The organism is Candidatus Thiodiazotropha sp. AKAK3, assembly GCF_058244645.1.
Genome location: NZ_JBSYOQ010000079.1, coordinates 38,224 through 53,121 on the forward strand (window position 1 = coordinate 38,224; position 14,898 = coordinate 53,121).

Sequence of the window (14,898 nt, forward strand, 5' to 3'; positions counted from 1 at the left end):
TTTCTAATAAATCATTGGTATAGGGAATGTGTCAGGATGCGCGCCGTTTTGTGTTTGATCTTTATGTTATTTTGACATGCTGATAATGAATGAAAATATCAGCCCTGCTCAAGTTTGATGGTGAAGTCAATTCATTGCATTGCCGATTTTACTAACCGGGCCATAGATATTTAACGACAGGCCGTCGTGTGTATTAATATCTATGGCCTGGTTAGTAAGTACCAAAAATAGTAACAATTAAGTATTTCCAATACCTGGAACGGGTGATTTAAATCTACTTACTCACTGTCAGTTTAGAACGCTATTAGAAAATATATGTTAAAACCTTACAAAATACAGATCTAATAAAGAGTTTTAAGTTGAAGGGGTAGGCGTAGAAAAACCGGGCAAAGAGTTTTTCCTGAAAACCTCGTCGTTTTTATCACCGGGGTCGGAGTCGAATCGAGAACGTATTGATCTGCTAGAGAAAAGCGCTTGAGTTGTTTCGAGGTGACCCACACTATGGTAGCTCTCGACTCCGCCCCCTTCTTTACGACCCCTGGTGTTGAAGCTATTCCTCAAGAGTGCTGAGCAGCGACTGCCAGGTTTCGAGCCTGGACGAAATACCAACCGACTGCAGGTAGTCGTGATTCAGTAGTGTGGTTGAGCGGATCTCTCCAGCATGTTCATGAACCAGTGCATTGGCAACATGCACCACGCTGAGGGCACTGAATACCTTCTCCGCCTGTATTGCGGGCTGGTTGTGAAGTGCAACTGCCTCAACCACTGGTTCCGGTAATCCCCATAGTCCCAATAGATAGGCGCCCACTGCACCGTGAGTGGCGCCGAAAATATCAATTTCCTTAGCTATTCTGCTCTCCTGGTCAGCTGCCAGCTCCGCTTCAAATTTGTTGTAAGCGTCAGGTAGGTTGAGCGCCAGAATCAATTTGCCGATGTCATGCAGCATGCCTGCAAGCAGGCACTCTTCGATGGAGGTTGACGACATCTTCTCCTCTTTGGCGATCAGTTTGGCAACCGTTCCAACCTGCATGCTGTGAGACCAGAGGGAGTCGAGTGTGAACTCATCTATAGTCAGCGTATCCTTTTCAAACTGCTGGAATATACCAATAGACAAGACCAGGGGAGTTAGAATTTCCATGCCGAGTAGCGAAGCTGCATCCACTGGATTGGAGATTTTGCGACCCAATCCGAAAAAGGCCGAGTTGACCAGTTGAAGTGTTTTAACGGTCATCGCCGGGTCTTTGGCTATCAACCTGCCCACCTCAGTTACAGTAGTATTGCTGTCTTGGATAAGTGTGATCAGTTCGTTATAGATTGTTGGCAGGCTAGGCAGAGAGCGCATACCGGAGACCAATGATTTAAGCTTACTCCCCGCCAATATATCGCGTAGAGAAAAAGCGCGAATCAAGGCGCCTTTCAGCGTGTCAATTTCACAGGGCTTGCTCAGGTACTGGTGGGCTGGGCCAACACTCTTCATCACCGTCTCCTGGTCAGATTGACCGGAGAGTACGATGCGTACAGCGTGAGGATGACGTTCTGCAATACGATCCAATAGTTGCGCACCATCCATACCTGGCATACGCATGTCTGTTACTACTGCATCGAAATGCGCTTCATCTGCTTGGGTAAGGGCATCCTGACCATTGCTGGCAAACGTCATCTCCCACACTTTACGTTGTGTGCGCAGACTGCGTTTAAGTCCGGAAAGAATGTTCGGTTCGTCGTCGACAAAAAGAATATGTTTTTTTTCAGCTGGATTGGTCAACTCTGTTCTCCACCGAAAGGTAGTTTGATGATAAAGGTGGTGCCGATCCCTATTTCAGTCTCAAAGTTCAGCTCACCATCGTGCTGGTCAACGATGATCTTATGACTTAATGACAGACCCTGCCCGGTTCCTTTGCCAACCTCTTTGGTGGTAAAGAATGGATCAAAAACATGATTCCTTGCATCTTCCGCAATACCCGAGCCGCTATCCCTGATCCGTATCACAGCCCAGAGGTCTGTGGTTTGAGTGGTAATGGTGATACTGCCCAACTTACCACTCTCGCCAACTTTGTCGGCAATAGCATGAGCGGCATTGATGATGATATTCAGCAACACCTCATTGATTGGTCCAGGAATACAACGAATCTGGGGTAGTTCAGGGTCGAGCTCAAGAGAGACTTCTGCATGATATTTCCAGACATTTCTGGCGACGGTTACAGTACTCTCAATCGCCCTGTTGATGTCGGTCAGGCTCTTCCCTTCAGTGCCGGGATGGGAGAACTCTTTCATCGCCCTGACAATAGTGGCAACTCGATCCACACCATCGAGGGTCTGTTTTATCGACTTGGGTATCTCCTCCTGAAGATACTTCAGATCCACGTCATCGATTTTTTCATCCAGTTGCTCAAGCTGCTCCAGTGCAACGCTATTACTTCTTGCCTGCTCAATGATTTTTTGTTGATCATTAACGATCTCAGAGATCTCCTCAAATGCATCGAACAGGAAGCGGACATTATCACCGACATACTGGATTGGGGTATTGATCTCGTGAGCGATGCCGGCAGCCAGTTGACCTATCGATTGTAATTTCTGTGCCTGCTGCATCTCCGACTCTAGTTGCCGCTTTTCGGTGACATCCTCAGCGATTATAAGATAGTTGCCAGTTTGGCCATTCTTGTCGTTGAATTGTGTGGCATATAGAGAGAGTAGGCGATGCGAACCACTTGGTTGTCTGAGTCGTGCTTCGATTTGATTTGATTTAAGCGTATCGGTCAAGCTGTCGGTGATTTTGTTCGAGATTTCCTGCCAATCCCAATCGATCGGGCAGTCAGCAATTGGTTGGCCCTGTACCTGATCCGAAGTCAGCTGGAATGTTTCTGATGCTTTGCTGTTCCAGTGGCTGATGCGGCCCTTGTTATCCACGCGGATAAGAATGGTCGTTAAAGAGGAGAGCAATCGACTGTTTTGCTGGTGAACTAGTGCCAGCTGTTCATTGGTATTTGCCCGTTCGATGATACCGGCCAATGTGTCGGCAACACCATGCAGGAATATAATTTCATCTTCACTCTTTTGATGTCCGGCCCTGAGGTAGAGTGCCAGAACACCAAGTGCTTTGCCTTTGGATATGATCGGCACATTGTAGTGACCATGTGGTGGTAATCCTTCCACCCTGTTTTCCCGACACCCCTCGACACAGTCTGAAAACTGTATCTCACCAGTCTCGATGGCACGGCCACAAAGGCATTGACCGAACTCGACTCGTTTACACAATTCAACGATTTTTGGCTCGAGATTGGAATGCGCCATCATCTGCAGCTGATGACCGTTTTTGGCCGCCACCAGAATCGCACCCTGGTGCATCATGTCGGTGAGAGGTGCCGAGAGAATAACCTCGAGGCATTCATTCAGCAGCTGATCAAAAGGCACCTCTTTGAGAGAATGGCTGAGCAGGGTGTTTAGTACATGGTGGGTACGGCTCTGTTGATGCAGTTTACTGTAGGTGAGGTATCGCTTGATTGCGTACTCTACCACCCGTTTCAGGGAGGACTCGTCAATATCGCCAATGAACAGGCACTCATCTGCACCCTCTCCAACCCACATCGCGGCCAGTTCTGGATCCTCGTACTTCATGGTTGCAATGATCGGAGCGTAGGAGAAGGCATCCCGCAAGGCACGTATGGCAGATGGTGTGGGCATATCAGCCAGCCCTGTATCGAGTAAAATCAGGTCATAATGGAATTGACTGATTTCGCTAAGGGCATCGGACAATAGCTCGACAGTATTGTGCTCGATCTCCTGTTGAACATCCATACGTTGCAGCAGCTGAACAGTCTCTTCTGCATTGTCGGGGTCATCATCCACCAACAGTACGCGAATGTCGTTTTTCTCTCTCTGCTGCGAGATATCGTGGGGCATAGAGACAGATACTCCTGTGCACCGCCACAATATCCGATGTGGCTAAATTCAAATTGTCAGGCACAAAACCGGACAATCATCCCAAGTAAAAATAAAATTATTGGTTAATTATCTGACCGGTGTTTAGTTTATCGGCTGGTTATCACAACATCTTTAGCTGACTAACCAAGCTCGACTATGTAGCAGCAATGGCACTTAATTAACTATGTTGCGCGTGTGGTAATTTGGTAGCTCTCAAATCCCTGCTACTGAGCCAGGGATAGGCGTGCTTCGTTGTGAAAGGTAGTGCCTGAAGTATGGATTCTAGTATGACGCACCACACAAGATGCGGCAGGGCCGCACCTTGTGGGTTATGTGGCTTGCTGTTACCAGGCCAGTCGCATCTCCCAATGGTACTGGTACTCTTCCGGCAGCACTGGAGCGGTCTGGGGATCTACTTCACTGTAAACATTCACTGCTGGTGTGACATTTGCATCACGACCATGTATGAAATCCTGATCCCGCACAATCACCATATAGGCCTTGTTCAAGGTTAATGCACGTTCCGGGCTTGGGGTGATCAGTTCATAGACATCGGCAGCCGTGACCTTTTGCTCATTGACACTGCCATCCTCGTTGAACCATTTTTCGATAATTTCACCATTCTCCCTGAATTCATTACCCCCACCGGCAAGCTTCAGGTAGTTGAGAATCTCCCCTTCCGTTCCGCCCACATTCGGCGCATCTGCCATGCCTTGCAGGTTGACGTATCCCCAACCAGCAGCGCCAGTGACCTTTCTGGGAAAGGCAAATGTCTGATCGATGGTGCTGCCGATGCTGGTGTGGCAACCCATGCAGAACAGAGTCTCCTCTTCACTCTGTTTGCGCAGATGGCCATCGGCGGCTTCAATAAAGCCTAATACCAACCAACCGAAACCGTTATCCAGACCACTATCACCACGGGAGACATAGTTTGGCAGGTTGCCGTCGAGTTTCTCCTGCTTCTCATTGCCATATTGGGAGAGCAGGGCTTGTGGCGTAAGGAAAGTATGTTTGCGCATATAACGCACCTCTTTCATACGCGCCGGAATGGTGATCGATAGATCTTCGTTCAGGCCCACATAGCGCACTGTGTGCAGAAACTCTACATTCTCTGGATAGAGCATTGGGGTGACACTGATATCAGAGGCATTTCCCACATAGAATTCGGGGCGTTGAATCTCTTCGATCACACCCAGTTGGCCATCCCCATTCAGGTCGGCGCAGAAGCTGTTTTCATCCACCGCAGGCAGGCTTATCTGCTGCAGATCCTGTATTGCCGCTTCGACAATGGCCAGATTGGCGATATAGGTATCTCTGGAGTATCCGCTGCCACTACAGCTCTGCTCTCGAAACGCTGCCGGTAGTCGCAGCATCACATCATCGGTCGAACCATTGGTCGGCCAGAATGTACTGGGCAGTGGTTTGTAGTTAAAAGCTACCCAGTGGCTGCCATCAAGCGCAAAACCAAGCTCGTCAAAAGCGTCGGCACCCAAGTGCAGATTTTGAACGGCAGGAACCGGACCCTCCCAGTTCTCACTCTGTAACTGCTCAATCAGGGTTGAATAGTTATCGGTATAGATATAGTCGATAACCTCCTGGTCAGTGATCTGGGAGACGGCCTCTGAACGATCCTCAAACAGGTTTTGCCAATGGTTGGTGACCCCGACCTCTGAGAATGAGTATTCAGCCTGTAACGCGCCATCATCCATGACGTTGGGTCGACTGCCGAAGGTATAGGATTGGTGGCAGGTCATGCAGGGGTTGTGGGTTGCCTCATGCCTGGTATAGCACTGGGGAGGTACGATCGCCTCCGGGTTATAAATCACACCTGTCTCTTGTGGGCGTAGTGTGCCTGCGGTTGATCTCTCATAGCTGGACGGAAAGGTTAGTGACTGGTTTTGTGTATCACTCTGAGTGTCAGAGCTCTCTCCTGAGCCGCCGCATGCAGTGAGCAGTGCAACTGTTACCAAAGGGATAATCGAAAAAATATACTTCATTTTTGATCTCCTAAATGCAAAAGGGGTGGCGCGAGCCACCCCATTTCCATGATTAATCAATCTGGTCCTTAGATTGCTGGATCATCAAATACCCAGACCATGTTGTTCTCATGGCTGCCGGTATCTTCGCCGATGATCACTCGGCCGTCGTCCAGTATCAGCAGATTGTCGGGGTTGGAGATGCTGTTGATATTACACTGGTTGACAGAGCGGTCAGCGTTGTATGGCCCACCAACGATGGCAGGTACCATGGTCTTAACATCAACCTCACCCTGAGCATTGCGCATCAACTTCATGCGGTAGACAACACCACACTTGCCGTTGTCTCCATTCAGTTGAATATCGCCTTCATCATCGCTCATGGTTTTGTCGAAGCTGGACATGGCCATATACATGTAGGCCTGGTCGCCGTCAGCTGCGCCAGCATTCCACCAGGATGATGCGAGACCATAGTTGATGTTGACGCCTTCCATTTTGCGAAACTCACCGGTAGCACCCAGGGCAACCGCAGCTTTACGGCTCTCCAGATAGGCGACGCGATCATCGCTGAAGGGGTTTGCGTCGACAGTGGCGTCTTCATCACAGCTCAGGTCAGCGCCAGTTTTGGACTCGGCCCAATCACAGACCTGCTCATCAGTGATGTAGTTGGCATCAGCAAAGGTGCCATCGAAAGAGTCGATTGCCGCTTCGATTTCTGCTTCGCCCATGCTCGCCAGTTCAACCCACTCAATACCCAGTGCTGCTTCAGCAGGATCATTCACTCCTGCGGCCTGAGTGATACTTGCGGCATACAGAGTGCCTGCGCTCATGTCACCTGCCACATCGGCAACAAACTTGAAGAATACAACGCCGGTACCATCATCACTGAGGAAGACGGTCTTCTGGTCAGGCATGACGACAGAGTTCTCATGAGAGAAGCGCCCCATGGTTTCCAGTTTGTTGACTGTGACATTGGCTACAGCCGCATCAGTAGCATTGCCGATTTCAACAATGTAGCCATAGCGGTAGGGGTTCGGCCAGTCACCACTGCCGTCTGTTGGATAAGCGAAATAGTCTGCAAGTGCTTGGGGATTGCTGAAATACTCAGCAGTAGAATCGAACCAATCAGCAGTATCATCGAAGTAGAGTTCTTCAGATGAGAGGGGGGTATTCCATGGGCTGACGGTACCGAAACAGTTCACCCAGGTTCCACCAACACCTGAGAAGTCAATCATGCCTTCCTGGGTGATGTTAGCGTAGCCTGAATCGGTCAGGCCACTGACATGGATACGGCTCATACTGCCTGGACGGTCTTCCCAGTTGGTGTAGACATAGAAACCTGTGTCACCATCAGAGATGACGCCGTTGAAGTCCGGATCATTGGAGTTCTTGATCTGGGTGGCGCCGTCGGCGGTCATGATGTCGCCCATGGTCAGGCCATCATCCAGAGCATCCCCCTGTTGGGCAAGAACCTGGTATGTGCCAACAGCTGTCGTCACAACCTCTTTTTCTGCGGTTGTTACTGGCAGGTCAAGTGCACCGAAGTTTTCTGGCAGGTTAGAAAAGTCCTGACCGACGATGACGCCTACTGTTCCCTTATCAAAAACTTTGCCAGCAGCGTCGGTGGTAGTGTTACTGCTGCTTGGATGTTGAACATTCAAGAACAGCGTGTTGTCGCTATTGAGATACAGGCCAGTGAATTCAGCATCAAGCGGAGCAGCAGCAAGACGCTTCAGCCCTATGGGAGTATTACTACTCGTTGTACCATCCGCGCCGTCAGTGCCATCGACACCATCTGTTCCATTCACACCATCAACACCGTCATCACCATCATCGCCGTTGCATCCAGTGAGCAACAGAGATGAACACAGAATGGCTGCCGTGATACCGGCAGGCAAGGCTAACAGACGAAATGATTTCTTTTTCAACATAGAATATGCTCCCCAATTAAGGCGTAATACTTATAAGCCGCGAGCATTCTAGGTATTAGGTATTGCGAAACAGTGTCATATAGGTGTCGCTTTTATGAATGCTATATTTCAAGAATATGGAATTGATAGACCAGCTCGATGCTGTCATGCTGCCGGACTGGAGTGATTTCTCTGCGCAGCGATGTTGAGCAACGACTTTTTCTGATAATTAAGAACACCCGATGAAACAATGAAAATAATTATTCTCGGTGCCGGCCAGGTTGGTCGTTCAGTAGCCAATGCATTGGTGAGTGAAGCCAATGACATTACCGTGGTGGATCAAAATCTGCATCTCCTGAATGAACTGCAGAATCGCCTCGACCTGGGCACAGTCAGAGGGCATGCCGGTCATCCCGACGTGTTGCGCCGAGCTGGGGCGGAGGATGCTGATATGATTCTTGCTGTGACCAACAGTGATGAGACCAATATGGTTGCCTGTCAGGTGGCTTACAGTCTCTTCCACACCCCCACCAAAATCGCCAGAGTCCGGGCACAGGGCTATCTCGACTATCCGAAGCTGTTCAAATCGCCAGCGATCCCTGTTGATGTATTGATCAGTCCGGAGCAGTTGGTTACTGACTACATTCTTAAACTGATCGAATACCCTGGAGCACTGCAGGTACTCGACTTTGCCGGCGGCAGGGTTCGTCTTGTCGCCGTCAAGGCCTACCATGGTGGTCCCCTGGTGGGGAACGAACTGAGCACTCTCTACGAACATATGCCGAATATCGATGCCAGAGTGGCGGCCATCTATCGTGAGGGAGAGGTGATTCAGCCCCAAGGGGATACTGAGATCCAGGCTGAGGATGAGGTGTTCTTTATCGCCGCGACAGAGAACATCCGCTCAGTGATGAGCGAACTGCGCAAGCTTGAAAAGCCCTACAAACGACTGATCCTGGCGGGTGGTGGAAACATTGGTCGTCGTCTTGCCTCATCGTTGGAGCACAAATATCGGGTTAAGTTGATTGAGACAAATCAGGCACGGGCGAAGGAGATTGCTGAGCGTCTCGATATGGCGATCGTACTCCATGGTAATGCCGCAGATGAAGATCTGCTGTTGGAAGAGAATATCGAAAACACGGATGTATTCTGTGCCGTGACCAATGATGATGAAGCGAATATTCTCTCAGCCATGCTGGCTAAGCGACTCGGTGCTGGCCGGGTTATGGCACTGATCAATCGCCCAGCCTATGTCGACTTGGTGCAGAGCGGTGCAGTCGATATCGCCATTTCACCCCAACAAGCCACTATCGGCACCCTACTGACCCATGTGCGTCGTGGTGATGTAGCCCAAGTGCACTCATTAAGACGTGGTGCTGCTGAGGCGATCGAAGCGGTGGCGCATGGAGATCGAAATTCATCCAAGGTGGTTGGACGTGCCATAGAGGAGATCAAGTTACCAAAAGGAACGACGATAGGTGCAGTGGTTCGTGGTGAAACGGTATTGATCGCCCATCACGACACCATGATAGAGAGTGATGATCATGTAATCCTGTTTCTGGTGGATAAGAGAAAAGTCATTGAGGTTGAAAAGTTGTTCCAGGTAGGAGTGACCTTCTTGTGAGTCTCTGTTTATCAACCCCAGGCATGGCAGGCTGAAGTAACGATGCATCTGCTAGTGGTTCAGCGAATATTGGGTGTGCTGCTGATGGTCTTCAGTCTCACCATGCTGCCCCCCTTGGGGATATCGGTCTGGACCGATGATGGTGCGTTGTTGGGTTTTACCGATGCATTCATTCTTACTTTGGGTCTCGGAGTGGCCTTCTGGGCTCCGGTGCGTAACCAACACCAGGAACTTAGGGTTCGTGACGGATTTCTTGTGGTGGTGATGTTCTGGGTAGTGCTGGGGCTGACCGGATCGCTGCCATTTTTATTTGCTGAAAACTCAAACATGAGTATTACTGATGCAGTGTTTGAGTCGGTCTCTGGGTTGACCACCACCGGAGCGACAGTGATTGTCGGTATCGATGAACTGCCACTTTCGATTCTCTACTATCGCCAACAGCTTCAATGGTTGGGCGGTATGGGTATTATCGTACTGGCGGTTGCCGTGCTTCCCATGCTGGGCATTGGTGGTATGCAGCTCTATCGGGCAGAAACCCCCGGTCCGGTGAAGGACAACAAGCTGACCCCGAGGATTACCGAGACAGCAAAGGCGCTCTGGTTTATCTATCTCGGTCTGACCCTGAGTTGTATGCTGGCCTACTGGCTGGCAGGGATGGAGCCCTTCGATGCCATGGGGCATGCCTTTTCAACGGTGGCGATTGGTGGATTCTCCACCCATGACGAAAGTATTGGTTTCTACGACAGTACTCTGATCGAGATGATTGCTGTGGTTTTTATGTTGCTGTCCGGGGTTAATTTCGCACTCCACTTTCTCGCTTTCCGTAGACGCTCCCTTAGAACTTATTTTGAAGATCCTGAGTTTCGCGGTTATATCACGACACTGTTTATTGTGATTGTGCTGGTATCCATCGCGCTCTATATGATGGGGGTTTATAGCACCTGGGGTGAATCGATTACCCGCGGACTGTTTCAGGCAGTGTCAATCGGCACCACAACGGGATTCACGACAGCCGACTACTCACTCTGGCCCGGATTTATATCGATACTGTTGCTCTTCTCAAGTTTTATCGGCGGCTGTGCCGGGTCAACCGGAGGCGGAATCAAGGTGATTCGGTTTCTGCTGTTGGTCAAGCAGGGGCTTCGAGAGATCAATCGTCTGATTCACCCCAATGCAGAGATCCCGATACGGGTAGGCAGTAAGACCATACCCTGGCGAGTGGTGGATGCGGTGTGGGGATTCTTTGCACTCTATGTTGCCAGTTTCGGTGTGATGTATCTGGCGCTCGCCTCAACAGGCCTGGATCTTATGACCTCTTTTTCAGCAGTAGGGGCAAGTATCAATAATCTTGGCCCCGGGCTTGGCGATGTGGGTGCTCACTACGCAAGCCTAAATGATCCCGCAAAATGGATTCTCTGTTTTGGGATGCTTCTCGGGCGGTTGGAGATATTCACCCTGCTGGTATTGCTGACCCCTGCGTTCTGGCGTAAATAGGATGCTACGAGTTAACTATTTTTAGGGTGAATTCAGGGTGAAGGGGCTGACTATCCCCGGATTCCGCTGCGCTTCATCCAGGCTACGAGTTAACTATTTTTAGGGTGAATCCAGGGTAAAGGGGCTGATTATTCCCGGATTCCGCTGTGCTCCATCCAGGCTACGACTAAATGATAATGTCTGATACCCAGATCAGCATTGCATAGCGCAACCCTTTACCGATTCCGATAAACAGAACTGCCAGACTCAACCTGATGCCAATCCAGCCGGCAGCCAGGCAGAGTGGATCACCCACTACAGGCAACCATGAGAGTAACAGCGCAGGGCTGCCAAAGCGGCTGATTCGTTCAGCTGCTCTCTTCTGGCGGTCATGTTTCAGCGCTTGCAGGGGAAAGCGTTTTGCCAGCCACCACCCGATCAGCCAACTGCTCACTCCACCCAGGGTGTTACCCATGGTCGCACACAGCCAGAGCAGATAGGGTGAATGAGCTGATTGCTGCAAGTTCCATAGCAACAGCGCCTCAGAACCGCCAGGTAGTAGAGTCGAGGCTAGGAAGCTGCCGCTGAAAAGAGTCAGGAGTGTGCTGTCGATATGCCTACCTGTATAACTGTATCACCCTCGTAGCCTGGATGAAGCGCAGCGGAATCCGGGGGAAGGGCAGACTATCCCGGATTCCACTGCGCTCCATTCAGGCCCTAGAGAAAATATTCGTGACCAGTCTATGAGTCACCTGCAGCTGGCAGATTATTTTCGTTGAGGCTTTAACTGATCCTCTACCCAGCCCATTAGCCTGACTGCTCAGTTGCTATATCCCCAGTGCCGTGCGTTTCGTCTTCTTCTTCTTCCGTTGCATCTGCATTGTGATCTTTCGCCATCAATACATAGATCGATGGCAGCACAAACAGGGTGAAGAGGGTACCAACCGCCATTCCGCCAACCAACACCAGGCCAATAGAGTTACGTGCGGCAGCACCAGCCCCGGTGACCAGGGTCAGAGGAAAGTGACCCGCAACGGTGGCGAAGGTGGTCATCAGGATCGGTCGCAGTCGGGTCATCGAGGCTTCCTGTACCGCCTCGACCTTGCTCATCCCCTGCTCCTGAAGTTTGTTGGCAAACTCGACGATGAGTATGCCATTCTTGGCAATCAACCCCACCAGGGTCACCAGCCCGACCTGAGCGTAGATGTTGAGAGTGGTGGTCCAGCCACTGGTCCAGAAGGGCAGGTTGGGGTTGGGCATTTTAAGAAAAGTGAAAAGTAACGCGCCGAACATCGCCAGAGGCACTGAGCCGAAAAGGATGATGCCTGGATCCCTAAAGGAGTTGAATTGTACTGACAGGGCCAGAAAGATCAGCACGATTGCCAGGGCGAAGGCGGGTAAGAATTTATTCCCCTCCTGTCTCAACTGACGGGATTCTCCAGTGTAGTCAATAGAGTAACCCGCCGGGAGTACTTCAGCAGCGGCCTCTTCCAACACCGTCAGGGCTTGGTCGAGGGTGCGGTTGGTCATGCCCGACAGTTTCACCGCATTAAGCTGTTGGAAGCGGTTGAGTGAACGGGGTACCGTGGTATTTTCAATATGAGCGACGGTGCTCAGTGGGATCAGTGTCTCCTCTGGGCCGCTGATATAGATATCGGTCAGTTGATCCGGGTTGAGCCTCTGAGAGCGTTCGATCTGCGGGATGACTTTGTAACTGCGGCCAGCGATGTTGAAGCGATTGACATAGTTACCCCCCAGTGCTGCAGCCATATCCCGACCTACCTGATTCAGGTCCAGTCCGAGGGAGCCGATTTTGTCCCGATCCAGAACAACCTGGGCCTGGGGCTGGTCATATTTGAGATCGATCTGCGGTGGAAACAGGAACATACCGCTCTCGGTTGCTTTGCCCTGAATCTGCTCAGCAAATTCAAGCAGACGTTTGGCGTCGGCAGTTGAGGTAATCAGGAACTCAATCGGAAAGTTACTGCCACCGGGTAGTGCCGGAGGGGTAGTGGCAAAGATCTGGAAGCCGGGGATGGCCGATACCTTCCCCTGAACCTCCTGCTGAATCTCAAATACGGTGCGTTCTCTGGGATTGTGCCAGGGTTTGACTACCACACCTGAAAAGCCATCGGTATCGAAACGGGCGCCTACTGAGGGAGCAAACAGGATCTGGAAGCTCAGGTCTGCCTCCTCAACCTCCAGGAATGCCTTCTCAACAGCGGCACCATAAAAGCGCTTCTGGTCGGCAGTGGCATTGGCTGCTGCATTGATAATGCCAAAAACGACGCTCTGGTCTTCGCTTGGGGCCAGCTCTTTAGGGGACTGCATGTACATGGGAATGGCTGCTGCAGCCACTACCAGCCAGACCACATAGACATAAGGTCGTGCGTTAAGGGTACGACCAATGAGTCGACCATAGGCCAGTCGCAGGCGATCAAAATGGTGATTAACCCAGCCGGTAAAGCCCCGCTCCTCATCGTCGGCACTCTTTAGCATATAAGCGGACATCATCGGCGACAGCGTAAGGGCGACGATACCTGAGATTGTGACAGTGCCCGCCAGGGTGAGGGCAAACTCACGAAACAGGGCGCCAGTCAGACCGCCCTGAAGCGCGATGGGTATATAGACCGCTGCAAGTGTAATGGTCATGGCGATAACTGGGCCGAGTAGTTCCCGAGCTCCCAGCAAGGCGGCTTCCCGTTTGCTTCGGCCTTCACGAAGATGGCGTTCAATGTTCTCCACCACAACGATGGCATCGTCCACCACCAAACCAACAGAGAGCACTATTGCCAGCAGGGTAAGCAGATTGAGGGTGAAGCCGAAAATCTGCATCAGGAAGATACTGCCGATCAGTGAAACCGGTATGGCTATGGTAGGTACCATCGCTGATCGTATCGATCCCAGAAACAGAAAAATGACCGCGATTACAATCAACAGGGTGTCACCCAGAGTCTTGGTGACTTCGGTGATCGCATTGGCAATATATTCAGAGGCGTCATAGCCGATATTGACCTCAAGACCGGAAGGCAGATCTTTGGCGATCTTGTCTATTTCATCACGTACCAGCTTGATGACATCGATTGTATTGGCGCTTGGCAGCGGGAAGATGCCCATGAATACCGCTGTCTGGCCGGTATATCGCACCGAGGTATCATAATCTTCGGCGCCGAGTGTGACATCAGCGATATCCTGCAGACGCACAATAGTGTCGCCGCTATGCCGAATCACCAGCTGTTCGAACTCCTCGACTGAGTGAAGATCGGTATTAGCCGTCATGTTAACTTGCACCAATGAGCCCTTGGTGGTGCCTATGGCGGCGAGAAAGTTGTTGGCAGCGAGGGCCTGCTGAACTTGTGATGGACTGATATGCAGGGCGGCCATCTTGTCCGGCTTGAGCCATATACGCATGGCAAAAATACGTGCTCCCAGCACATCAGCACGCTGAACCCCTGCAACTGCGGCAAGTCGAGGTTGTACCACGCGTATAAGGTAGTCGGTGATCTCTGCCTGAGAGAGGATATCAGAGGCAAAACTGAGATAGGCCGAGGCAAATTGCGAATCAGCCGACTGGATCGAGAGTGCGGGTACCTGGGCCTCAGTGGGCAGATCGTTACGTACCTGGTTTACCTTGGCAGTGATCTCAGCCAGAGCCTTGGTTGGGGGATAGTTGAGCTTCAGACGGGCATTGATCATGGAGAAGCCCTGCAGGCTCTTCGACTCGATATATTCAATGCCATCCGCTGAGGCTATAGCCTGTTCCAGCGGAGTAGTGATGAAACCGCGTACCAACTCTGCGTTGGCCCCCACATAGACAGTGGAGATATTGATTGTAGAGTTTTCACTCAGCGGGTATTGGCGAATATTTAGACTGTTCCAAGCCTGCATGCCTGCAATAACAATCAGAAGATTGACCACGATCGCGAGTACGGGGCGCTGAATGAATAGATCGGTGAAGACTTTTATCTTACCCACGGCATTAATATCCCTGTGC

General features: G+C 50.9%; 8 protein-coding genes. 2 read left to right on the forward strand and 6 right to left on the reverse strand.

From position 1 onward, the window contains the following. Positions 1–550 precede the first annotated feature (550 nt). The 4 genes from AC4IE7_RS21630 to AC4IE7_RS21645 all read right to left on the reverse strand — a co-directional run bounded on the left by AC4IE7_RS21630 (position 551) and on the right by AC4IE7_RS21645 (position 7,828). Complete coding sequence (locus AC4IE7_RS21630) at positions 551–1,765, reverse strand: HDOD domain-containing protein (RefSeq protein WP_490778962.1); 1,215 nt, start codon at positions 1,763–1,765, stop codon at positions 551–553. Next, positions 1,762–3,900, reverse strand: coding sequence for a GAF domain-containing sensor histidine kinase (locus AC4IE7_RS21635; protein WP_490778963.1), 2,139 nt, complete (start codon positions 3,898–3,900; stop codon positions 1,762–1,764). The genes AC4IE7_RS21630 and AC4IE7_RS21635 overlap by 4 nt, the downstream gene beginning before the upstream one ends. Positions 3,901–4,265: 365 nt before the next feature. After that, the gene (locus tag AC4IE7_RS21640; RefSeq protein WP_490778964.1) at positions 4,266–5,918 is read right to left on the reverse strand and encodes a hypothetical protein; all 1,653 of its coding nucleotides are present in this window, start codon (positions 5,916–5,918) and stop codon (positions 4,266–4,268) included. 68 nt (positions 5,919–5,986) lie between these two features. Continuing rightward, on the reverse strand, positions 5,987–7,828 hold the full coding sequence (locus AC4IE7_RS21645; protein ID WP_490778965.1) for an alkaline phosphatase PhoX: 1,842 nt from the start codon (positions 7,826–7,828) through the stop codon (positions 5,987–5,989). Between the two features lie 229 nt (positions 7,829–8,057). Between AC4IE7_RS21645 and trkA the strand changes: the two genes are divergently transcribed. Both trkA and AC4IE7_RS21655 read left to right on the forward strand, forming a co-directional pair. After that, on the forward strand, positions 8,058–9,431 hold the full coding sequence (gene trkA / locus AC4IE7_RS21650; RefSeq protein WP_490778966.1) for a Trk system potassium transporter TrkA: 1,374 nt from the start codon (positions 8,058–8,060) through the stop codon (positions 9,429–9,431). A gap of 42 nt (positions 9,432–9,473) precedes the next feature. Then, positions 9,474–10,925, forward strand: a complete 1,452-nt coding sequence (locus AC4IE7_RS21655) for a TrkH family potassium uptake protein (RefSeq protein WP_490778967.1) — start codon at positions 9,474–9,476, stop codon at positions 10,923–10,925. Between the two features lie 166 nt (positions 10,926–11,091). On the opposite strand, the gene AC4IE7_RS21660 is transcribed toward AC4IE7_RS21655, so the two are convergent. Beyond that, entirely contained in the window at positions 11,092–11,439 is a 348-nt protein-coding gene (locus AC4IE7_RS21660) for a YqaA family protein (RefSeq protein WP_490778968.1), read from the reverse strand. Positions 11,440–11,711: 272 nt separating this feature from the next. Further along, entirely contained in the window at positions 11,712–14,879 is a 3,168-nt protein-coding gene (locus tag AC4IE7_RS21665; RefSeq protein ID WP_490778969.1) for an efflux RND transporter permease subunit, read from the reverse strand. Positions 14,880–14,898: the final 19 nt, after the last annotated feature.